This window comes from Mucilaginibacter sediminis, from assembly GCF_051903035.1.
Classification (GTDB): Bacteria; Bacteroidota; Bacteroidia; order Sphingobacteriales; family Sphingobacteriaceae; genus Mucilaginibacter.
This window is the reverse complement of record NZ_CP170602.1, coordinates 2,887,405-2,909,463: the sequence shown is the minus strand read 5'-3', so window position 1 is coordinate 2,909,463 and position 22,059 is coordinate 2,887,405. Positions and strand designations below refer to the sequence as shown.

The following is a 22,059-nucleotide window of genomic DNA, read 5'->3' as shown; positions in this document are numbered from 1 at the left end:
GCATAGTGTGTACCTGAAACACTAACTATAATATATTTGCAATATTGATAAAAATTGTACCAAATTTGCACACTTTTTTAAGAGTTTAATATTTATACAATAATTATGGATACCAATATTTTAGTTGCCGACCAGGAGACCCACTTTTTTGGCGACGTATGTAAAAACTTTGATTACGCAGCACAGTTTACTAAACACGACGCTGGTTTGCTCGATCAGATTAAGTCGTGTAACAGCGTTTACCGTTTCCGTTTCCCCATCCGCAGGGGCAATGGTTTCGAGGTAATTGATGCCTGGCGCGTTGAGCACTCGCACCACCAATCGCCAACCAAAGGCGGTATCCGCTACAGCGAAATGGTGAACGAGGATGAGGTAATGGCCCTTGCTGCCCTCATGACCTATAAGTGCGCTATCGTAAACGTACCCTTTGGTGGTGCCAAAGGCGGTATCAAAATAAATCCTAAAAACTACACTGTAAGCGAACTGGAAAACATTACCCGCCGCTATACTGTAGAACTCATCAAGAAAAACTTTATAGGCCCCAGCATTGACGTACCCGCACCGGATTACGGCAGCGGCGAACGCGAAATGAGCTGGATAGCCGATACCTATGCCACCATGAACCCCGGTCAACTGGATGCTATGGGCGCTGTTACCGGCAAACCCATTGCTTTGCATGGTATTGCAGGCAGGAGGGAAGCAACAGGCCGCGGTGTGGCTATCGCCGTTCGCGAGTGCGTTAGCTTTGGCGATGATATGCAAAAAATCGGCCTATTGCCAGGCTTATCGGGCAAAAGGATAATTGTGCAGGGTTTAGGTAACGTAGGCTACTACTCTGCAAAATTCCTGGCCGAGTTTGGTGCCATCATAGTTGGCCTTTGCGAATTTGAAGGCGCCATCTATAACGAAAACGGTCTCGACGTTGAAGCCGTTTTCCAGCACCGTAAAGCAAGCGGATCTATTTTAGGTTACGCAGGCGCGGCACAGGAATTTAAAAACACCATGGAAGGCCTGGAGCAGCCATGCGATATCCTGGTACCGGCGGCTTTAGAAAACCAGATAACCGAAAGCAACATCCGCAACATACAGGCAAAAATCATTGCTGAAGGCGCAAACGGCCCAACATCGCCCGAGGCCGAAGCTATATTTTATGCCAACGGCGGTATCATTATCCCGGATATGTATGCCAATGCGGGCGGTGTAACGGTATCGTACTTTGAGTGGTTAAAAAACCTGAGCCACGTAGCCTTTGGCCGCATGAACCGCAGGTTCGAGGAAAACTCAAACCTTAACCTGGTAAATATGGTAGAGGGTATTACCGGTACATCATTAACCCCGATGCAAAGGTCGACCATTATTAAAGGCGCATCTGAATTAGAGTTGGTAAACTCCGGTTTGGAAGATACCATGATCCGTTCGTACTACGAGATCAGGGAGATTTACAAAAACAACCCGGCAATTGATACCTTGCGCAGCGCTGCCATGGTAGGTGCAATTAATAAAATAGCGGTGAGTTACCAAAACTTAGGTATCTGGCCGTAAATATTTGGTCGTTGGTAATCAATGTTCTAAACTACCGTCATTGCGAGGAACGAAGCAATCCCAAACTACGTGGGACTTAGCATGTAGAGGATTGCTTCGTACCTCAATGACGGATGTTCGATATTGGTAATCATGTGCTTAAAAACACGTCATTACCTGTTTTTCTTAACTTAAACTTAATGACACTGTGCTAATGCCCTGTACAGTATGAATGTATTGCCCGGGCACAACAGGTATTGCCGTTCGCACACGTACTATGCTGTATCATATTCGTACGTTTTTATGGCGTTACTTTTTAATAAGTGATTGATTTTTAGGTGTTTAAAATGATGGCACAATGATGGTGAAATCAATAGGTAAAAACCATCGATATGCTTAAAAATTACTTGCTGGTTGCTTTTCGTAACCTCACTAAAAACAAAGCTTTTTCGTTTATCAATATTGTGGGGCTGGCCATTGGGATGGCTGCCTGCCTTTTAATTTTGCAGTATGTTACGTTTGAACTGAGTTTTGATAATTTTCAGGCGAAGAAAGACCGTATTTACCGCATTAACCAGGACCGCTTCAATAATGGCAAATTAAGTACCCGCTGGGCCGGCGGAGCTTTTGCACCGGGAACTGAGTTTAAAAACGATTTGCCCGAGATTGAAGATATGGTAAAATTATCGCCGGCCGGCGATATCCTGCTCAGTTATAAGGATCAGAAAATGACGGTTGCCAATAACTACTTTGTTGGCAATTCGTTTTTCAACATATTCTCGTATAAATTACTACGGGGCGATCCTAAAACCGCCCTGGCCGAGCCTAATACGGTAGTTATATCAAGCAGCGTGGCCAAAAAGCTGTTTCACAACCAGGATCCTGTTGGCCAGAATATTATCATTTATAACGATAAGGGCATGAAGGTTACAGGGGTAATGGAGGATATGCCCGAAAATACACACATGAGGCTCGATTTTTTACAGTCATGGGCTACGCTGTCAAAAATTTACGCGCCGGGTATTGATAACCAGTGGATGAATGATGGCTGTACTACCTATTTGCTGCTTAGGCCGGGTGTTAACCCTAAGGTCTTAGAGGCTAAATTTATTCCCATTGTAAAAAAGGCGTATGATAAATATAAAGGCTCGGGCGAAAGCGGTATTTATACCCTGCAGCCGGTAGGCAGCATTCACCTGTACTCCAACCTGATGTTTGAACTGCAGCCCAATGGCGATGGTAACTCTGTTTACCTGTTGTTGGGCATAGCCATATTTGTAATTATTATAGCGTGGATAAACTATATTAACCTGGCTACCGCCAAGGGGATAGGCCGGGCCAAAGAAGTTGGTGTACGTAAAACGTTAGGATCGGCAAAAAAGCAACTTATTGTACAGTTTATGCTGGAGGCCGGGTTGCTTAACCTACTGGCGCTGCTGCTGGCGGTTATATTGATAATTGTTTTTTTGCCCGTTTTTTCCAATATATCGGGCCTGCATGTCAGCTTTAGTTTGTTTTTAAACCCGGTATTCTGGATAACGGTAGGGAGTATATTGCTGGTGGGCGCGTTCTTTTCGGGCTTTTACCCGGCGATGGTGCTGTCATCTTTTAAGCCTGTTGAGGTGATGAAGGGTAAATTGTCGGCATCGCCGCGGGGTATAATTTTGCGCAAGGGGATGGTGGTTTTTCAGTTTGCAGCATCAATTTTCCTGCTGATTGGTTCGCTAACGGTATTCAGGCAAATTCAATATATGCAAAACCAAAGCCTGGGTATCAATATTGATCAAACCATTGTGGTTAAGCCGCCAATAGCCAAAATAGATTCGTTTTACCGCAATATGAAGGCGTTTAAAAACAACATCCTTACTAACCCGGCTATTAAAGGGATGACAGTATCGACCACGGTGCCGGGCGAGCCGGTGTCATGGAACGCGGGCGGCATTAAGCCCCACGGTGCCGATCAGTCGCAAGGCAAGCAATACCGTGTTATTGGGGGCGACCAGGAATACCTCACTTTTTACGATATGAAGCTTCTTGCGGGCCGCAGGTTTTCGCCCCAGTTTACTACCGATACGGCTTCGGTAGTGTTTAACGAAAAGGCCATTCACCAAATGGGTTTTGATAAGCCCGAACAGGCCATAGGTAAGCAAATTGATTTTTGGGGCAAAACCTATACTATTGTTGGTGTTGTTGAAAATTTTCATCAGCAATCACTACGGGATGATTACGACGCTTTGATTTTTAGGTGTATACCAGATTTGCGCAACCAGGTATCAATTAAAATAAGCACAGCCAACATACAGCAAACATTAGCTGGGTTGAAAACAGACTGGAAAACATATTTCCCCAATGATCAGTTTGATTATTTTTTCCTGGACGAGCATTTTAACAAGCAATACCAGGCCGATAAGCGTTTTGGCCAGGTGTTTGGCATATTTACATTCATAGCCATTTTTGTTGCCTGCCTTGGGTTATTTGGCCTGGTATCATACACCATTGTACAGCGTACCAAAGAGATAGGCATCAGGAAGGTACTTGGTGCCACCGTTAGTAATATTTTACAGTTGCTTTATAAAGATTTTGCCGTGTTGGTAGTTGTTGCTTTTGTTGTATCGGCACCGCTGGCCTGGTATGCCATTAACAAATGGCTGCAAACCTACTCGTTCCGGCTCAGTATCACTTGGCTGTTGTTTGTTATACCGTTTATAGTGGTGTTTATCATTGCTTTTGTTACAGTATCATTATTAACGGTAAAAGCCGCATTGATGAACCCGGTTAAGAGTTTGAAAACGGAGTAGTTTCTGTAAGGTTGCGAATTAAGCAAGGTGGCTATGGATGGTTTGCGGTGGCTATATTACAGAGTCCGCTTGTCCGAACATGGCGGGATGGATGCCGGGCGGACACTTTGCAGCGTAGCAATAGGGATGGAAATGGATACCGGCCTATGTGGCTAAGGCCTGTGCAGTATGAATGTACAGCCCGGGCCGCAGGCATTGCCATGGTTAGTATCAAGTAGTAAGAATCAAGTAGCAAGATGTGTTTGAACATGCAGAGAGAACGCCGACAAACACACCCCTGCCACTGCTCAATCTATCGCGCCCCCTCTCGAGAGGGGAATAAAGAAATCTTGCTACTTGATACTTACTACTTACTACTTACTACTTGATACTATTTTTAAACCACAAAGCCCCGGCTATTGCCAGGGCTGTTGTTAGTATAAATTAATGTTGGGAAAGGGAAATTAGAATTTACCTAATTCCTGAACAAGGTCGATCAGTTTGTTTGAGTAACCCCACTCGTTATCGTACCATGATACAACTTTAACAAAGTTATCATTAAGGCCGATACCTGCTTTTGCATCAAAAATTGATGTACGTGCATCGCCTTTGAAATCTTCAGATACCACTTCATCTTCAGTATAACCTAAAATTCCTTTTAATTCGCCTTCAGATGCTGCTTTCATAGCTGCTTTGATGGCTTCGTATGAAGCACCTTTTTTCAAACGTACGGTTAAGTCAACAACAGATACGTCGGCAACTGGTACACGTAATGACATACCGGTTAATTTACCTTTTAACTGAGGTAACACCAAACCAACTGCTTTAGCAGCGCCGGTTGATGAAGGGATGATGTTTTGGTAAGCACCACGGCCACCTCTCCAGTCTTTAGCACTTGGGCCATCAACAGTTTTTTGAGTAGCTGTAACGGCGTGTACGGTGGTCATTAAGCCTTCTTCGATACCAAAGTTATCATCCAATACTTTAGCAATAGGTGCTAAACAGTTGGTAGTACATGAAGCGTTTGATACAATGTTTTGATCGGCTTTCAATTCTTTATGGTTAACACCCATTACAAATGTAGGGGTATCATCTTTTGCCGGTGCGCTCATTACTACTTTTTTAGCACCTGCATCAATATGTTTTTGAGCGGTTTCCTGTGTTAAGAACAAGCCAGTTGATTCGATAACAACTTCAGCGCCTATTTCGCCCCATTTAAGGTTAGCAGGGTCTTTTTCGGCAGTAACGCGGATGGTTTTACCGTTTACAACCAAATGACCGCCTTCAACAGCAATAGTGCCTTTGAATGGTCCGTGAGTTGAATCGTATTTTAACATGTAAGCCATGTAATCTGGCTCAACCAGGTCATTAATACCAACAACTTCAATGTCGGATCTTTCAATTGCGGCCCTGAATGCCAGGCGGCCAATACGGCCGAAACCGTTAATTCCTATTTTCATGATTTTTTAATTTTTATTTGAATAGTAGGTTAATAAATTATTTATGGGTTCTTTTATAATGTTGGTTATCTGCAAATTGGCTTCGGCAGCGCTTTCATATAAAAGTTCCTGAAAATTGGCAGCAACCGTGCCCACAAAGTAGATAGGGGTATCGGGATGTTGCTTATGTAAAGGTACTAAATATGTGGAAATTAGGCTGCTAAATCCTTTTTTTATGACGTTTTGGAGATGATTGTCGGTGCGGTTTTCCAGGTAAAAATCGGCAAACGAACTGAGGAATAAAGCCGGTTGTTTTTGGCGGTAAACCTTCTCTAAAAGCGTTTTGCGGTCGGCGTCGTATTTATGGATAAACTTTTTGCGGATGTTTGGTGGCAGGGTTTGGTTCATAAACCCTTTAATAAGCTGCCTGCCCAACCAGTTGCTGCTGCCCTCGTCGGCCAGTATATAACCCAGGCCGTAGTTGTTGGGGGCCACTTTTTTACCATCGTAATAAGCGGCGTTTGAGCCGCTGCCGCAAATGCTTACAATACCGGGCGAGTTTTTACAGCAGGCAATAGCTGCCGCGGTAATGTCGTGCTCAACAGTTACCTTGCCAAATTTAAAAAATGCCGAGAGCGCGTTATATACCACCGCCTTACGTTCAACTGACGATGCCCCGGCACCAAAAAAGTAAATACGTTTTATCTCTTCGGCGTGGTGAATGAGGTTGATATTTTTATTGAGAAGTTGCAGAATGTGCTTTTCGTCGTTAAAGTAGGGATTGATGCCGTTGGTTTTAAAGGAAGCAATAGTTCTTCCTTTATCGGCCAGGCGCCAATGTGCAAAATACGAACCGCTATAAACTACTGCAATCATTAATTATTATATCGATAATATATCAACCATTTGTAAAAGGTCTGCTTCCAGCTTAAACTCATGGTGGTTAAGCGCTTCCTCCAAACTGGTTAGCACAATGTTATTGGCCTGCAAACCTACCATTTTTTGTGATTCTCCTGCTATCAAAGCGTTAACTGCTGCAAAGCCCAAACGACTGCCCAAAATTCTGTCGAAACTGGATGGGCTGCCCCCTCTTTGCAAGTGGCCTAATATAGTTACTTTAATGTCGTAGTTTTTAACTTCTTTTTGTACGGCTTTTGCCACGTCGTACACGCCGCCATTCTTGTCGCCTTCGGCCACAATTACTATGCTTGACGATTTTTTGTTCATGTGGCCCGTTTTAAGGTTTTGGATCAAATCCTCAATAGCGGTTTGTTTTTCGGGCAGTAAAATGGCCTCTGCACCACATGAAATGCCCGCCCGCAGGGCAATAGCGCCCGAGTCGCGACCCATTACTTCGATGAAGAAAAGGCGGTCATGCGCATCGGCTGTATCACGAATTTTGTCGATAGCTTCAATAACTGTATTAGTAGCTGTATCAAACCCCAGGGTATACGTTGAACCGCAAAGGTCGTTATCAATGGTGCCCGGAACGCCCATTACAGCAATATCCGGGTATTTTTTTGAAAAACGCAGGGCGCCGGTAAAGGTACCATCGCCGCCAATTACTACCAGGGCATCAATGCCATGCTCTTTTAGATGCTTGTAGGCAGTGGCCATGCCTTCCTCTTCTTTAAAAGGCAGGCAGCGGGCAGTTTTTAAAATGGTGCCTCCTAAATTCAATATATTACTTACCGAACGCTTGTTCATATCGTACATGTCGTTCTCGATAAGCCCTTTATAGCCCTGGCGTATGCCTACAACCTCGAGGCCATTATATAATGCTGTACGAACAACGGCGCGGATACATGGGTTCATGCCCGGTGCGTCGCCGCCTGAGGTTAAAACAGCAATTTTTGAAATTTTCTGCATCTTTACACTACTAAATTTGTGCTACGAAGATACAGTGTGTAAATTACACCATTAAATTTATTTGTTTTTTTTTAGATTAGGAATTAAGGTCATATATTTAAACTGTAAATTAAATCCCGATAAGTATTTTGGAACTAATGCTGCCTAAGTTTGATTCCGTATTCTCGATAGACTGCGTAATTTTTGGTTTTGAAGCCGGCGAACTTAAGATTTTATTAATTGAGCGTAACGAAGAACCATATAAAGATTGGTTTGCATTGCCCGGCTACATTGTTGAGCAGGACGAAAGCATAGACGATGCCGCCGAGCGGATCCTGTATGAGCTTACCGGTTTGCGCGATTTGCATATGCAACAATTCCATACCTTTGGCGAGGTTAACAGACACCCGCAAGGCCGTGTAATTACGGTTGCCTATTACGCGCTTATTCGTATCAACGGGCAAAAGGAGCTGCGCCCGGTAACCCAGTTTGCCAAAAAAGCCATCTGGCACCCGGTAAACGATTTACCTAAGCTGGCATTTGACCACAGCGAAATTTTTAATACCGGCTTCAATAAAATCCGCCGCAGGCTGCATTACCAGCCTATAGCGTTTGAGTTGTTACCTGAAAAATTTACGCTTACCCAGTTACAATCATTATACGAGGCTGTACTTAACAAAAAGCTGGATAAACGTAACTTCCGCAAAAAAATGCTCAGCTACGGCTTTTTAAAAGAGCTGGACGAGAAGCAAAAAGGGGTAAGCTACCGTGCAGCCAAACTGTACAAGTTTGATAAACGCAAGTACGGCAAGATATTTCAGGGTGAAATGAGCCTCGGGTAGCAGTTTGCAGTCTTTAGTTGGCAGTTTGCAGTTCTTGGTTGGCTGTAATACGCAAAGGCATGCCAGGTGATATAATCCTAAATGAAAAAGCTTCAGTGGTAATCACTGAAGCTTTTTTTGTGCAAACTGCTAACTAATTATTGCAAACTGCAAATAGCTGCTTACTGCAAACTGAGGACTGCCAACTACAAGCTGCTCGGCGATAACTCTAAATGGTATTTAACCAGGTTATCTATAGGCGAGCGGATGATGTTACCAACAACCATTCCGTTTTCGGTAACTACTTCTTCCAGTACGTTACGGAAGTTGTACCCTACCGAGCCTATGCAGTTAAAGGTATATTTTTGATAGTCGGGGTAGTGGGTAACCAGGTTACGGAAAAAATCTTCGAACGAGGTACGGACTAAATTACGTGAGTATTCAATGTGCACATTGTTATCGTAAACAAACTTGCTGAAGCTTGCGCAAAAGCGGTTGGCACGTGGCTGGGTATAAACCTGCTCGTTAATATCATCGGGCGTAAGTTTAAAGGTTTCCCAAAACAGGTTGCGCACAGGCTCGGGCATGTAACCGCGCAAATAATCAACTAATAATTTTTTGCCGATGTAGCAGCCGCTGCCTTCATCGCCCAGGATATAAGCGCCCGAATCGATATTATGTACAACATTTTTACCATCGTAAATACAAGAATTGGTACCTGTACCTAAAATAGCCGCAAAACCTTCGGTATTGCCTAACAGGGCGCGTGCCGCAGCAAGCAAATCATGGCCTATGTATACCTTAGCTTTAGTAAAAACAGCTTCCATCGCAACTTTTACAAGGTTGCGCATATCATCTGTTGAGCAGCCGGCCCCGTAATAATTAACCTCGGTTATTTCGTTTTTATCAAGGTCGGTAGGCAAGCTTTCGTTTAACGATTGGATGATGTACTCTGTACTTGAAAAATAGGGGTTATATCCCTCAGTGTTGAAATACACTTTTTTACCTTCTTCGGTAACCAGACACCAGTTTGTTTTAGTTGAGCCACCGTCAGCAATTATGATCATAAATAAAGTTTTATTAGAAAAATTGGGTTAAAAGTATGATTAACTTATTGTAAAAAAAACACTTTGTAACCTAAATCATAAAAATTGCCATTTTTATGCTAATTACACTTTCTTTTTACACAAAATCTAACGTTACTGGCTTAAAGTATCATTATCAACAACACATTTTCATTACATTGGGGTATTATAATAAATGTAAAATCAACATGTAATTGAGGATTAGGCCATTGCGGTCATTTTTTTTGCAATTGTACGTAATGTTAAATTATTTAGCAACATCTATCAATAATACTTGTATATAATTACACTAAGCCGGTAACGTTTACATGAACGACAATGAATTATTTGCCGGAATATGTACCGATTTAATTGCCGGAAAATGCTGTTTTAACCAACCCGCCATAAACTCCGATCCGGGTTCTTCACTGGCGATATGGCCTAATACAATCAGCGATAAGTTATCCCCCTTTGCCTGCGCGTCGCGCACGTATTCGGCAGTTTCCCATTCCTGTATTTCGCCAACAATTAACACATCGGGTTTTACTTTGCCGGCTTCGGTTATGTGCCTTTTACCGCCCGCGGCGCCGGGTAAAAACAATACCTTTTGGCAGTTTTGCGCCGGGTTGCCAATGTAGCGCACTTTATTAATGGATAGTTTGTTTTTCAGGTATTCAATTAAAGCAGCTAAGTTGGTAGGCGGAAGCACGAGCACATTGCCCAGGTCGGGCCGGTAATAGGCCGCCCAGCTTAATTGGGTTAGTACGCCCATGCCTACGCCGTCGGGCTTAAGGCTATGAATATAGTCGTGGTTACGCCATACGGCAATGTTGTTATCTTTAAGTAGTTTGGCTTTATATTGGTATACATCATCATTGGCCAGCCAGTCGGTTTCGTCGGCATGGTTATAAAAAGTGGGCTCATGGGCTATAATAAAGTTGGCATTTAAGGCTATAGCCCGTTTTATCACATCAATAGTGGCAAACATGGTAGTAACAATGCCCGTAACTTTAATATCCAGATTGCCCGATTTAAGCGTATCTACCGTTTTAGGAAAAGGTGCCCCGGCTATCTGGCTGATGAATTTATCGATAATCTGCCCGACTGTTACATCCTCTTTAACCTCAAAAAAATTGGCAGCCCGGCCCACAAATGGAGCGCTCAGCAATGCCGAGGCGGCGGCCACTTTGCCAACATTAAAAATAAATTTACGGCGGGTATAATCCTTATTTAAGGAAAAAAGTTTTTTTGTTGTATTCATGATAGTTGAATGGTGATTGATCAAATATATAGAATAGGCGCGCAAATAAGTAAGGTGCCTGGTTTACATTCCAAGATTCATGTTATCTTCGTGAAAGAACATGTATGAACAGAAATACAATCGAAATACTGCCTGGCTGGTTGCTAACTTATGAAGAAGTATCTAATGGCGTTTTTAGATTTTTGGCTTCAGATAGATCCGGAAGACAGGTTGGATCGACAGATACTGAGTTTGAACGCGGGCTTAATACCTGCAAGGAATACGCGCTTGATATTGAAAAACAACTTAAGGCATAGCTAAACATATGCCCTTCACCTTCGCCCACCCCGCCATCATTTTACCTCTAAAACATCTGCCTAAACGATGGTACTCAATAACCGGTTTAATAATTGGCAGCATGACACCCGATTTTGAATATTTTATCAGGATGCGGGTAAAGGCTATTTACGGACATTCGGTGGTCGGGTTATTTTATTTTGATTTGCCCCTCGGCTTATTGCTAACATTCATTTACTTGTTTGTGGTAAAAGATAAATTGATTGATCATCTGCCTATTCAACTGAATAGCCGGTTTTTGGCATATAAAAAGAAGCTGTTAAAAATATCCTTTGCTACCGTGTTTATAATAGGGTTATCGGTTATAGCCGGCGCTGCTTCCCATATTTTATGGGATAGTTTTACCCATTCTTCCGGCTATTTTGTAAGGCTTTTTCCATTCCTTTCCGCAGTGGTTGTTCAATTGGGCCGACAACCTATTTACTGTTATTCATTACTACAACATGGCAGTACACTTGCAGGGCTCGCGTTCATTGGGTACACAATATGGGGGTTGCCAAAAAGTGCTGTTACCAGTGCGGGCAATGTGTTTAAATACTGGCTCATCGTATTTTTAACATCGGTATTTACAGTAATTGTAAGGCTATCATTTAAAAGCCACGATTCGTATTTGTTTGGTAATTTATTGGTAACAGCTATCGCAGGAGGCCTAATTGGATTAGTTATAGCGTCGGCTTTTGATTCGGGCCTACAAAAAAAACTGTAATATTTCTGTTAATTTTAGCATTGTGCCCAAATTTAAGCCTCCGGATTTGCAACATATACTTAAGAATTCTATATTTGCTACCTCATAAGGTAAGTGTTTCACACTTATTAATTGTGATAAGGTTTAGGTTTAAAGCCCCAAGCAGCGAGTGCAAGGGGCTTTTATTTTGCCTTGTTTTTTCTGCCGGTAATTATTTCCCCTTTAAATTTTCGGACTAATCCGCAATAATTTCAATTCAACCCCGATTTTAAAAAAAGCATAACCTTTACAATTCGTTTGCGTAATAATTATAAAATACTAATTAAGATGGACTTTGTAATTACCTTTGGAGCAATATTGCTCTCGCTTTGTTTGTTGCTGATGATAGGTGTGCTATTTGCCGGAGTTTTAAAATACATTAAAAAACAATATCATCCCAACCCGAAATTCTCTGATTATGTAAACGTGGATTCCGCCGAATACGCTTATAAAAGAATCGAAAAAAGAACAGTTCGTTAATCAAATCACAAATTTGTGGTTGATAATTCAGCATAATTTTGCATATTTGCACCGCGAAAAAAACGATGGCATGATACATTGCCACAAAGTCGTTGATTTTACAGATGGTCCTATAGCTCAGCTGGATAGAGCAACAGATTTCTAATCTGTAGGTCTTTGGTTCGAATCCAAATGGGATCACAGTATAAAAGCAGGCCGAGTTGGCTTGCTTTTTTTATATAAACCAAAACCGAATCCTATGTCCTCAGTTTTTGTTAAATACCGAAAAATTTCACTCGCTGCAAGTATCTATATGTTCTTGTATTTCATTTACGAAATGTATGACGGAATTGAAAGAATAAACTCAACCGACAAAACCTATAAGGCTGAAGGCATTGGGACATTAATTAACGCTTGTTTTAGTTTATTTATAGCGGCTATGATTTTTATCTACGTTCGGAAAGCGAACAAAGTAGTTAAGGAAGGCACGTCTTCAATTTAATTGAAGAGACGCTTTTACTGTTGGTCGTGTTGTTTTTTTAAAGACATAGGACGCCTTAGTTCATGTGTAAAATGAACCCTGGGGGCGAAGCACCCTTACACTTATTTTTCTTGCGGTGGATGCCATTTTAACCCACGACCGGCAAACGCTTGCCAATTTAATGAGCAATATATCCGAAAGTGCATATCATGCCGTTTGGATGAGAACATAGAGCTTGTTTTATGGGACGCCCTGATGAACGCAGAGCGGCAATATGGATGTAACTTTATAACACAGGCCGACATTGATAACCTTACCCGTTTTGCAAAACAAAGCAATTGCTGGTTTTATTTTGATGATAAATTCCGAAGAAACAGCAATACCACTTGAACAATGGTCCCGAATTTTTAACGATAATGTTTTTGCCAAATTAAAGCTGTTAAAAGGATAACACGTCTTTTATTGTTTTTAGGTATTGTAAATATTATTTCGGCAGTTTTTATAATTCAACAACCTAATCCAAATTCTACCGTAAAAGCGATAATTGAAACCACCTAAGTTAAATTAATTTTAAAGAATTATGAACAAGCCTAATACCGCTGTATTGGTCATTGACGATGAAGAATTAGTCCGCGATAATATCGAGGATATATTGATGCCGAATTATAATGATGAGGAACAGGAAAATATCGATCAGGCATTTAATATTCTTTTTGATGTTCCAAAGCCGTTATTAGGAACGCGCGCCCGGGGCATTCCGGAGTTTACCGTTGCAAAAGCTTCCAATGGTATGGAAGGGGCCAGGATGGTAAAAAAAGCTGTTGAAAACGGCACCCCATACGCCGTCATATTTTTGGATATGCGGATGCCGGGGTGGAGTGGCCTGGAAACTGCCATGGAAATCCGGAAATATGACGTGAAGGCCGAAATTATTTTTATTACTGCTTTCAGCGACCGGTCTATTGATGAAATTGTTGAACAGGCAGGCCAAAACGTTGGCTACCATTGTAAGCCTTACGCCCCCGAAGAGATTATTCAGCTGGCTACAAAAGCGGTAACCGATTATAATAAATTAAGGAACCTTGAAAAACTGATAGAATCTATTTCTTCTATCGGCTTAAACAAGATGCAGCTGACATCGTTGCTGAAAAATATTCTTGACCAGCTGGCAGGCTCGTTAGATACCGACCTGGCTTTGATAGGTAAACTTGATGACGATTTTGCCTACGAAAAAATAATTTCTATAGGCGCGATAGAGGAAAGAATAAATCTTCAGGAGCTGATTGCACGTGTTAAAAGTATACAGATAGAAAAGGATGAAGTAATACAGGTAGATGAGCTTGTGCTTGCCCGCCTTGATACTTATTCGGTATTCGCGGTGCTTAAAAAGCAGGAAAGGCTTAAAACCGAAAAAATGTATATGTTAAAGCTTTTTGTGCAAAACGCCGCCCAGGCTATCAGGAATGCCGAATTAAATGAAAAGCTTATACAAAAAGAAAAATTATCGGCCGTGGGGCAGGTAATTGGTATGGTGATGCATGACCTGCGTACGCCTGTTAAAAATATAAAATTGATGACCGAAATGATGCGCGAGGACGGCCTTGAAAGCGATTTGATCGACCTGATTGATAAATCGGCCGAGCAGGCGTCGTTAATTTTTGATGACTTTTTAGATTTTATAAAAAACACCCCTGTTAAAAAGATACCTGTTAACATCAACAAAGTTGCTTGGGATGCGGTGAAACAGGTAGAGATAAGGGACGGGGCGGCTGATATTATTATAAATGTTAACGTACCCGACCCTTTATTTGTAAATGGCGATGAGAGTAAATTACGCAGAACGTTAAGCAACCTGGTGAATAATGCCGTTGATGCGCTTCACGATCATAAAACCCCCAACGCCACGCTCAATATCAGTGCCGAAATACAGGACGATTATGTTATTATACGCGTAGCCGATAATGGCCCGGGTATCCCCGACGAAATAATGAGCACCCTATTTGAACCCTTTGTTACCCGGCAAAAGAAAAACGGCACAGGTTTGGGGCTTGCCATTGTAAAACAATTCATGACCGCGCACGGCGGTGATATTACCGTAAAAAACGATCAGGGTGCTGTGTTTTCGATAAGCTTGCCATTGTAACACCATAACGATATACTAAGATGATTGACATTGCATTGAACGGTAGCCAACAGGTTGTTAATGCTTCCAATTCGCCGGAAGTTATTGAAGAGCTCACAAAAACAATTGAAACTTACCGGGAACTTATGGTGGCATCTGATATAGGCGCCTGGGAGTATTTTACCGAAACGGGTTTTTTGAACTGCAATGAGGAATACTTTTTATTATTAGGCAGGTCAATTAACGAGTTTGACGATTCGGGCAAAGGAAACTTAAATGAAACGTGGACCAATTTGTTACATCCCGAAGATCGGGAAATGGCCGCTACCCGTTTTGAAGAGTATGTAAACAACCCCACAGATAAAATATATGAAAGCTTTTTCAGGATGGCCCATGCCAATGGCAACTGGGTGTGGATCTGGTCGCGCGGGCGTTATGTAAACAGCAGGCAGGGAAACAATTCAAAAAGGATAATTGGTACCCATACCGATGTAACAGCATCAAAAAAAGTAGAAGAGCAATTGCAGCTTGAAAAAATACTGTTGCGCACACTTATTGATAATTTACCCGATGCCATTTATATAAAAGATGCCGCAGGCCGAAAGATAGTAGCCAATATTGCCGATGTAGCCAACATTGGTGCGCAATCAGAAGCTGATGTGATTGGCAAAACCGACCTGGAGTTATTTAATAACGAAATTGGGCTGCGTGGATATCAAGATGATTTAAATGTAATTGAGGCGGGCAAAGCGATAGTAAATAAAGAAGAGTTGTTTTTTGACAAGGCAGGTAATAAGCACTGGTTGCTAACTTCAAAAGTACCTGTGCGTAATGAAATGGGGCAGGTTGAACGTATATTGGGCATTGGCCACAACATTACCGAACGCAAAAAGAGCGAAGAAGCTTTAAATAAGCTTAACGAGGAACTAAACCTTCAATCAGAAGAACTGCGCAGGCAGGCACAAGATTTAAAGCTTGCAAATGCGCAGCTGATATCACAAAAAGAGCAGGAGCTGGAAAAAGCGATAGCCCAGGGCAAATTTGAAATAGCATCAGAAGTATTACATGACATAGGCAACGCGCTGGTAGGTTTTGGCTCATACCTTAACCGCATTAACCGGGTTATGGACAGGTATAACGTTGATACCATTAAAAGCCTGGCGTTGTTTATAAAAAGCCAGCAAAGCGCACTTGAGCGCGCAATTGGCGCCGATAAGGCAAATGCCCTGGTATCGCTTACCGATAGTATTTACAAATCGCAGGCCGAAAACAAAGGCGAAATTTCAACCGCGGTTACCGAATTATTGAACATTCTTTCGCACATCCAGGATATTTTAAGTATCCAGCGCCAGTTTGTTAAAGGGCACGGAGGTTCGCATGATCGTAAAATGGTAAACCTGGTAAATATTATTGATGATTGTAAAGCTATGCTTTTGGCATCTGCAGATAAGAAGGGCATCCAGTTAAAAATAGCTATTGCACCAGGCGAATATGTTTTAAAAGGCGATCATACTAAATTAATGCAGGTTATTTTAAATGTACTTAAAAACAGCATTGAGGCAATTGATCTTGAAAAAGACGAAAAAACAATCGAGATTAATTTAAGTAACGCCAACGGCTTTTTTGAGCTCAGGATGGCCGACAATGGTAAAGGCTTTGATGCCGAAACGGGGAATAAATTCTTTAAAAGAGGGTTTACAACCAAAGAAAGCGGCACCGGCCTGGGTTTATATAATTGCAAATCAATTATCGACAGTCATGATGGTTCATTTCAAATACAAAGCGATGGCCCCGGCCTTGGTGCTGTTACAGCAATAAAATTGCCTTGCAATAGTGTGGCTATACAGGCAGCTTCATAGTGCTGATAACAAAACCATGAACTCATGTTATGTTGATGGTGTAACGATGGACTGTCTTTAGCCGAAAGTATTAAGTTCTGAGTCAAAAAAATAAAGCTAACTTTTTACTCAAGACTTAGTATTACTAAGTTACCCCTAATTTAAAAGCTTATTGATAGCCTGTACCAGTTTATCAATGTCAAAAGGTTTGGGAATATAAACATCGTAATTAAAATTGGCTAACGATATAGCCTGCCGGTGATAGGCAGATATCAGGATAACGGGGATATGGTTGGTTTCCCTGGTGCTTTTAATGGTTTGGCATATTTTACCGCCATTCATACCAGGTAACATATAATCGGTTAATACAAGGTCGGGTTTATAGGTTTTTATAGATTCAATAATGTCCTCTGTATGGGTTAAACCCGTGACCGCAAAATTGTTGTAAACCAAAACATTTTCAATTGTACTTAAAATGTCGGTATCGTCCTCAATTACCAAAATGCTTTTCAACATGGATAAAGAAGTTTAGTTTCGTTCATATTTATATGTATAGTTCTGAAGCTTAGGAAACTTCAAAAATGGCCTCGGCCTTTTGCCTGTTCATTGGTTTTGAAATAAAATCGAACACCAAGGGGTTCATGCGCGACCGGTTGATATCTTTAATTGATATCGACGAAGATAAAAGATATATTTTACTTTGCTTAAGCGGATCGATATTTAATCTCCTAAATTCATCCAAAAAATCCCATCCATCCATAACCGGCATTGTCAAGTCCAAAAATATGTAATCAGGAAAAAGATGGGGGGCGGTATTGCTGATATGCATTAGTTTATCAATAGCGCTTTTGGCATCATAACAGGCATCAATATTTGAATTTGACATCACCCTTTTTACTACTTTTTCAAAAATAATATTATCAATCTCGCCATCATCTATTACCAATATATTGGAAGTTGTGTTTTTTTGATCCATCGAAATTAAACTAATATTCTGTGAAAATGTTTTTTAGGGAAAATGTTTTCCTTTAGGTTTTTGCTGCTTATAACTATAATGATAAATACAGAGTTGTGCGAAAGCTAATTTAATTATTTAATATTAATAAAAAAAGTCGGCAGCCGCCAAAATACCCCGTATTTTAACGGGGTGCCGGGTAGGTGTTTTAACGGGGTGCGCCAAAGCTGTTTAGGCGCTAAAAGGCTCCTTACGATGTCAGTTTTTTATCACGCCCCCTTATCGGCTTTGTCAAAATAATGATGTACATTTATTGTTATTAAAACAAAATGAAAAAAACCTATTACCTATTGCTATTTGTGCTGATGTCTGCATCAGTTAAAGCCCAAACCGGTTGGATAACACAAAACCTTGATGAAAAATTGTCGATAAAATTTCCGGCCCAACCCCAAAAAACGACTAAGAATGGTGTTGATATTTACACTGTAAGGGAACCGGACAGTATGGCATACAGCGCTACAATTATAGATTATAAAGTTGTTCTTCATTTAGACTCGGCCGCCTTAGCGCCAATGAAGGGTAACCAGCAATTCGCCAATCAATTGAGGGCTGGTATAGCGTCTAAAAAAACAAACTATACCTTTGGGGATATTACAATTGGCAAATGGAACACCTATGCTACTTATAGTATGTCTGCATCCGAAAATATCAATAAAGATACTTTATTGATTCAAATGATATTGATTGGCAGCAAAATGTACTCACTTTCATGCAGGATACCCGCTAATATGACCACCAAAAATAACGAAGTTTTTTTTGGGTCCTTCGGGATATTAAAGTAATAAAAGGGCCTTGCGGCCAACCCCGGCTGCTCGTTTATATCTAAAAACATTCTTTTTTTTGATTCATTACCTGTTGGGCAAGAGCAGGTATGGTTAGCCATGCCATATTGTTAAGTCGTTTAAAATTTTCAATTAGATTTATTTATACAATAAAATTAGATTAGACTAATTATTTTTATTTGTTTTGCATTTGAAATTAAAATCGATCTGCATACAAATGAAAATATTATACCTGTTTTTAATCCTCTTAATGCCATCAGTAAGCGCTTTGGCCCAGGCTGGGCTTTTAAAAGGCCGCCTCACGGCCGGTAGCGAACCGTTGGCTTATGGCTCCGTTACCATAACAGGCACAACTATAGGTACCACGGCCAATGAAAAAGGGTATTATCAACTGCAAAATATTGCCCCGGGAAGTTACGAAGTATCTTTTTCGGCAATTGGGTACCTGCCCGAGAAGGCCAGGGTAACTATTGTTAAACAACAAGCCACCATTTTAAACGGCAACCTGAAAGAGAATTACTCAAAACTGAACGAGGTGGTTATAACCGGCGTATCACGGGCTACCGAACTGCGGCGCAATCCCGTGCCTATTGCCGTGATGACTAAAAAGGAGATGAACGAGAATGTAAACAACAACATTATTGATGCCATAGTAAAAGGCGTGCCCGGCGTAAGTGCGGTTACCACGGGGCCTAATATCTCCAAACCTTTTATAAGGGGACTGGGGTATAACCGGGTATTAACCTTGTATGATGGCATCAGGCAGGAAGGGCAGCAATGGGGCGATGAACACGGCATTGAGATAGACCAGTATGGCATTGGCAGGGCCGAAGTGATAAAAGGCCCGGCCAGCTTAACCTACGGTTCCGATGCCATTGCCGGTGTTATTAACCTGATACCGGCTGTACCTAACGGGGCGGATAGCGTATTGAAAGGCGACTATGTGGCCGATTACCATACCAACAATGGCATGGTTGGCACATCACTTGGATTGGCCTACAAAAATAAAGACTGGCAATACACCTTCAGGGCTACAGCTAAGGCAGCGCATGATTACCGGGATAAAATTGACGGTTTGGTTTATAATACCGGTTTCAGAGAGTACAATTTATCGGGTATGGCCAGGGTCGATAAAAAATGGGGGTACTCCCAAATAGCCGCAACAATATATGATAACCGGCAGGAAATTCCAGATGGCAGCCGCGATTCGCTCACCCGGCGGTTTACCAGGCAAGTAAAGGAGCTTGCTGCAGATAATATTAAAAACCGGCCCCCGGTTAGTAATGATGATTTAAACTCATACGCCATAGCACCACTTCACCAGCGCATTCAGCATTACCGCATTTATACCCATAACCAGGTAAAGTTGGGCAATGGCAGCCTGGATGGCACCATTGGCCTGCAGCAGAGCACCCGAAGGGAATACAACCACCCTACTTTAGCGCAGCAGGCCGGTTTGTATGTAGTGCTCAATACCCTTAATTACGACCTGAAATATAACCTGCCCACATTTGCCGGTATTGAAAGTACTGTGGGCATTAACGGCATGTACCAGGCCAACCGCAGCAAGGCGGCTACCGATTTCCCGATACCCGATTATAACCTGTTTGATGCCGGCGCTTTTATCTTCGCCAAAAAAAGCTTTGGCAAGCTGGATCTTTCCGGAGGCCTAAGGTATGATAACCGCCACATCAGCTGGAATGATTTTTATGTTGGGCCTAATGCGGCCAACGGCTTTGAGCAGCAGGTTAAACTGCCTGATACAGCGGGCGCCCATTTGCAGTTCCCGGCATTTAAGCACGTTTATAAAGGCATTTCGGGCAGTTTAGGGCTTACTTATAACGTTAACGAAAGGCTGTTGCTTAAAGCCAATATTGGCAGAGGCTACCGGGCGCCCAACATCACCGAGATTGGCTCCAACGGCCTTGATCCGGGCGCGCACATTGTTTACCTGGGCGACAGGAGTTTTAATCCCGAATTTAGCTTGCAGGAAGACCTGGGTGTAATTGCTTACCTGAAAGATGCAGACTTTATTGCCGAGTTTTTTAACAACCAGATTGATAATTACATTTACCAGGCCAAGCTGACCGATGCCGCCGGCAACCCGGTAATAATTGTTCCGGGTAACAGCACGTACCAATACCAGCAGTCGAGGGCCCGGCTTTATGGTGCGGAGTTTACGGTTAACCTGCATCCGCAAAAATTGAAGTGGCTGGCATTTAATAACAGCATAGCGTATGTTACCGGTATTAACCAAAACCAACAACTTATCCAAAAGTCAAACGGCACGGCAAAGTATCTGCCTTTTATACCCCCGCTGCATTTGCGCAGCGAGATAAAGATCACCCTGCAGCAGGCTTATGGGGCGTTTTCAAAAATCTGGTTTAAAACGGAGGCTGATGCTTATGCCACTCAAAACCGGTTTTATGCCCTGGATAATACCGAAACCGCCACACCGGGCTATACACTTATTAATATAGGCGCGGGTACAACCATAAAACGGAAATCGGAAAAAACTTTTTGCGAGGTTTTTTTACAGGTAGATAATTTGTTTGATACGGCCTATCAATCTAACCTGAACAGGCTAAAGTATTTTGAATACTACACAGCTTCGCCCAATGGTCGCCTGGGTATTTATAACATTGGTCGCAATGTGAGTTTTAAGGTGATATTTCCTTTTTGATAAAATAGAGGCTGTTATTTAACCACCTTCAGCCTGGTTGATGATTTTTCAACATTTTTAAGGTTGAGGCGAAGGAAATAACCGCATTGGTTTGCTGTTTCGCACATTTCAACATCATCTATCACATAGGTCCAGTCGCCATTTTTAAAGGTATATGTCCAGCCGCCCTGGGTGCCTTGTGCTTCTGCAACACCATTGTTTAGTACCAGGTCGGGTTTTGACGAGGTAGGGCGGCCCTGACTCCAGGATACATACCTCAGTTTTTGGCCAACCCTGTCAATACGGATCAGTAGTTTGGGCGATTGTAATACCAATATATTCTCGTCCCAATGGCTTACCGCTGGATATATTTTGCTTTGAATTTGTTTAGTAAGTTGGTTTCTAAGAGTTGTTTCGCGTCTTGAAATAACACTGATGCCAGTGATATTACCACGATCGTCTAACCACATGTCTCCGTGAAAATCTCCTCCAACCAAACCATAACCGCCGTGGTGTTCAAATACAACTGTGTCATTAAAGCGCTCAAACTTTTTCTTGAAGGAGGCATCAAACAATACCGGAAAATAAGCTACAAATTCGTTGGCATTGGTAATGTCTTTTAGCGGGTTTTGCCGTATTAAGGGATAGGCCACCAATTTTGATAATTCCTGCGCTTTATCGGCCTTTATCAACTTAAATATTTCCTTGTATCTTTTTATAATTGAAGCTGGTGCCTGGGCCTGGGCACTTGGGATAATAAATAAAAACAGGGCTGCACAGATGATGTTTTTCATTGGTTTAAGGCTAATTAATGCCGTGATTGTGCATATCAAATTGTCGCTACGGACTATTTTGGCTAAAGCCCTTAACTTCCAATTTATGCTTCTCCGTCCCTTAAAAGGGACGGCA

19 protein-coding genes and 1 tRNA gene are annotated in these 22,059 nt (G+C 42.0%); 12 read left to right on the top strand and 8 right to left on the bottom strand.

Annotated elements, in window-relative coordinates:
• Positions 1–105 precede the first annotated feature (105 nt).
• Positions 106–1,542 (top strand): Glu/Leu/Phe/Val family dehydrogenase, encoded by a 1,437-nt coding sequence (locus tag ACFGVS_RS11505; RefSeq protein WP_090644913.1) that lies wholly within the window; start codon positions 106–108, stop codon positions 1,540–1,542.
• A 371-nt stretch (positions 1,543–1,913) separates the two neighbouring features.
• Entirely contained in the window at positions 1,914–4,319 is a 2,406-nt protein-coding gene (locus ACFGVS_RS11500; protein WP_439698715.1) for an ABC transporter permease, read from the top strand.
• Positions 4,320–4,762: 443 nt separating this feature from the next.
• On the opposite strand, the gene gap is transcribed toward ACFGVS_RS11500, so the two are convergent.
• Genes gap through pfkA form a run of 3 tightly spaced genes read right to left on the bottom strand, consistent with a single transcriptional unit; the run spans position 4,763 to position 7,606 of the window.
• A complete protein-coding gene (gene gap, locus ACFGVS_RS11495; protein ID WP_274212326.1) occupies positions 4,763–5,758 on the bottom strand; it encodes a type I glyceraldehyde-3-phosphate dehydrogenase in 996 nt (331 codons plus the stop codon).
• Between the two features lie 6 nt (positions 5,759–5,764).
• Positions 5,765–6,613 (bottom strand): hypothetical protein, encoded by an 849-nt coding sequence (locus tag ACFGVS_RS11490; protein ID WP_090644924.1) that lies wholly within the window; start codon positions 6,611–6,613, stop codon positions 5,765–5,767.
• A 6-nt stretch (positions 6,614–6,619) separates the two neighbouring features.
• The gene (pfkA, locus tag ACFGVS_RS11485) at positions 6,620–7,606 is read right to left on the bottom strand and encodes a 6-phosphofructokinase (protein ID WP_090644927.1); all 987 of its coding nucleotides are present in this window, start codon (positions 7,604–7,606) and stop codon (positions 6,620–6,622) included.
• A 128-nt stretch (positions 7,607–7,734) separates the two neighbouring features.
• Between pfkA and ACFGVS_RS11480 the strand changes: the two genes are divergently transcribed.
• Positions 7,735–8,427, top strand: a complete 693-nt coding sequence (locus tag ACFGVS_RS11480) for an NUDIX hydrolase (RefSeq protein ID WP_369829634.1) — start codon at positions 7,735–7,737, stop codon at positions 8,425–8,427.
• 185 nt (positions 8,428–8,612) lie between these two features.
• Here the strand turns inward: ACFGVS_RS11480 and ACFGVS_RS11475 are convergent, their stop codons facing one another.
• A complete protein-coding gene (locus tag ACFGVS_RS11475; protein WP_090644932.1) occupies positions 8,613–9,473 on the bottom strand; it encodes an N-acetylglucosamine kinase in 861 nt (286 codons plus the stop codon).
• A gap of 322 nt (positions 9,474–9,795) precedes the next feature.
• The gene (locus tag ACFGVS_RS11470; RefSeq protein ID WP_439698714.1) at positions 9,796–10,731 is read right to left on the bottom strand and encodes a Nif3-like dinuclear metal center hexameric protein; all 936 of its coding nucleotides are present in this window, start codon (positions 10,729–10,731) and stop codon (positions 9,796–9,798) included.
• A 104-nt stretch (positions 10,732–10,835) separates the two neighbouring features.
• On the opposite strand from ACFGVS_RS11470, the gene ACFGVS_RS11465 reads away from it, so the two are divergent.
• The 7 genes from ACFGVS_RS11465 to ACFGVS_RS11435 all read left to right on the top strand — a co-directional run bounded on the left by ACFGVS_RS11465 (position 10,836) and on the right by ACFGVS_RS11435 (position 16,712).
• Positions 10,836–11,027 (top strand): hypothetical protein, encoded by a 192-nt coding sequence (locus ACFGVS_RS11465; RefSeq protein ID WP_439698713.1) that lies wholly within the window; start codon positions 10,836–10,838, stop codon positions 11,025–11,027.
• A gap of 8 nt (positions 11,028–11,035) precedes the next feature.
• Positions 11,036–11,773: a DUF4184 family protein gene (locus ACFGVS_RS11460; RefSeq protein WP_274212330.1), complete on the top strand. Its 738-nt coding sequence runs from the start codon at positions 11,036–11,038 to the stop codon at positions 11,771–11,773.
• Between the two features lie 306 nt (positions 11,774–12,079).
• Positions 12,080–12,271, top strand: a complete 192-nt coding sequence (locus ACFGVS_RS11455) for a hypothetical protein (protein WP_090644940.1) — start codon at positions 12,080–12,082, stop codon at positions 12,269–12,271.
• A gap of 106 nt (positions 12,272–12,377) precedes the next feature.
• Positions 12,378–12,451 (top strand) — tRNA-Arg (locus tag ACFGVS_RS11450).
• A gap of 496 nt (positions 12,452–12,947) precedes the next feature.
• On the top strand, positions 12,948–13,121 hold the full coding sequence (locus tag ACFGVS_RS11445) for a hypothetical protein (RefSeq protein ID WP_439698712.1): 174 nt from the start codon (positions 12,948–12,950) through the stop codon (positions 13,119–13,121).
• A gap of 190 nt (positions 13,122–13,311) precedes the next feature.
• Positions 13,312–14,874, top strand: coding sequence for a hybrid sensor histidine kinase/response regulator (locus ACFGVS_RS11440; RefSeq protein ID WP_090644946.1), 1,563 nt, complete (start codon positions 13,312–13,314; stop codon positions 14,872–14,874).
• 20 nt (positions 14,875–14,894) lie between these two features.
• Positions 14,895–16,712 carry a PAS domain S-box protein gene (locus ACFGVS_RS11435; RefSeq protein ID WP_439698711.1) on the top strand — a complete coding sequence of 606 codons (1,818 nt, stop codon included), beginning with the start codon at positions 14,895–14,897 and terminating at the stop codon, positions 16,710–16,712.
• A 135-nt stretch (positions 16,713–16,847) separates the two neighbouring features.
• On the opposite strand, the gene ACFGVS_RS11430 is transcribed toward ACFGVS_RS11435, so the two are convergent.
• Together ACFGVS_RS11430 and ACFGVS_RS11425 are read right to left on the bottom strand one after the other, a co-directional pair.
• The gene (locus tag ACFGVS_RS11430) at positions 16,848–17,207 is read right to left on the bottom strand and encodes a response regulator (protein WP_090644952.1); all 360 of its coding nucleotides are present in this window, start codon (positions 17,205–17,207) and stop codon (positions 16,848–16,850) included.
• 49 nt (positions 17,208–17,256) lie between these two features.
• Positions 17,257–17,667: a response regulator gene (locus ACFGVS_RS11425; RefSeq protein WP_439698710.1), complete on the bottom strand. Its 411-nt coding sequence runs from the start codon at positions 17,665–17,667 to the stop codon at positions 17,257–17,259.
• Between the two features lie 308 nt (positions 17,668–17,975).
• Here ACFGVS_RS11425 and ACFGVS_RS11420 point away from each other — a divergent pair, with 308 nt between their 5' ends.
• Positions 17,976–18,488 (top strand): hypothetical protein, encoded by a 513-nt coding sequence (locus tag ACFGVS_RS11420; RefSeq protein WP_439698709.1) that lies wholly within the window; start codon positions 17,976–17,978, stop codon positions 18,486–18,488.
• 217 nt (positions 18,489–18,705) lie between these two features.
• Positions 18,706–21,171 (top strand): TonB-dependent receptor, encoded by a 2,466-nt coding sequence (locus ACFGVS_RS11415; RefSeq protein ID WP_439698708.1) that lies wholly within the window; start codon positions 18,706–18,708, stop codon positions 21,169–21,171.
• A gap of 14 nt (positions 21,172–21,185) precedes the next feature.
• Here ACFGVS_RS11415 and ACFGVS_RS11410 read toward each other — a convergent pair whose 3' ends face one another.
• Complete coding sequence (locus ACFGVS_RS11410) at positions 21,186–21,944, bottom strand: hypothetical protein (RefSeq protein WP_439698707.1); 759 nt, start codon at positions 21,942–21,944, stop codon at positions 21,186–21,188.
• Positions 21,945–22,059: the final 115 nt, after the last annotated feature.

Coding starts and splice junctions, on each gene's coding strand:
- ACFGVS_RS11505 (WP_090644913.1), top strand. CDS start 106: ATGGATACCAATATTTTAGTTGCCGACCAGGAGACCCACTTTTTTGGC.
- ACFGVS_RS11500 (WP_439698715.1), top strand. CDS start 1,914: ATGCTTAAAAATTACTTGCTGGTTGCTTTTCGTAACCTCACTAAAAAC.
- gap (WP_274212326.1), bottom strand. CDS start 5,758: ATGAAAATAGGAATTAACGGTTTCGGCCGTATTGGCCGCCTGGCATTC.
- ACFGVS_RS11490 (WP_090644924.1), bottom strand. CDS start 6,613: ATGATTGCAGTAGTTTATAGCGGTTCGTATTTTGCACATTGGCGCCTG.
- pfkA (WP_090644927.1), bottom strand. CDS start 7,606: ATGCAGAAAATTTCAAAAATTGCTGTTTTAACCTCAGGCGGCGACGCA.
- ACFGVS_RS11475 (WP_090644932.1), bottom strand. CDS start 9,473: ATGATCATAATTGCTGACGGTGGCTCAACTAAAACAAACTGGTGTCTG.
- ACFGVS_RS11470 (WP_439698714.1), bottom strand. CDS start 10,731: ATGAATACAACAAAAAAACTTTTTTCCTTAAATAAGGATTATACCCGC.
- ACFGVS_RS11465 (WP_439698713.1), top strand. CDS start 10,836: ATGAACAGAAATACAATCGAAATACTGCCTGGCTGGTTGCTAACTTAT.
- ACFGVS_RS11460 (WP_274212330.1), top strand. CDS start 11,036: ATGCCCTTCACCTTCGCCCACCCCGCCATCATTTTACCTCTAAAACAT.
- ACFGVS_RS11455 (WP_090644940.1), top strand. CDS start 12,080: ATGGACTTTGTAATTACCTTTGGAGCAATATTGCTCTCGCTTTGTTTG.
- ACFGVS_RS11440 (WP_090644946.1), top strand. CDS start 13,312: ATGAACAAGCCTAATACCGCTGTATTGGTCATTGACGATGAAGAATTA.
- ACFGVS_RS11435 (WP_439698711.1), top strand. CDS start 14,895: ATGATTGACATTGCATTGAACGGTAGCCAACAGGTTGTTAATGCTTCC.
- ACFGVS_RS11430 (WP_090644952.1), bottom strand. CDS start 17,207: ATGTTGAAAAGCATTTTGGTAATTGAGGACGATACCGACATTTTAAGT.
- ACFGVS_RS11425 (WP_439698710.1), bottom strand. CDS start 17,667: ATGGATCAAAAAAACACAACTTCCAATATATTGGTAATAGATGATGGC.
- ACFGVS_RS11420 (WP_439698709.1), top strand. CDS start 17,976: ATGAAAAAAACCTATTACCTATTGCTATTTGTGCTGATGTCTGCATCA.
- ACFGVS_RS11415 (WP_439698708.1), top strand. CDS start 18,706: ATGAAAATATTATACCTGTTTTTAATCCTCTTAATGCCATCAGTAAGC.
- ACFGVS_RS11410 (WP_439698707.1), bottom strand. CDS start 21,944: ATGAAAAACATCATCTGTGCAGCCCTGTTTTTATTTATTATCCCAAGT.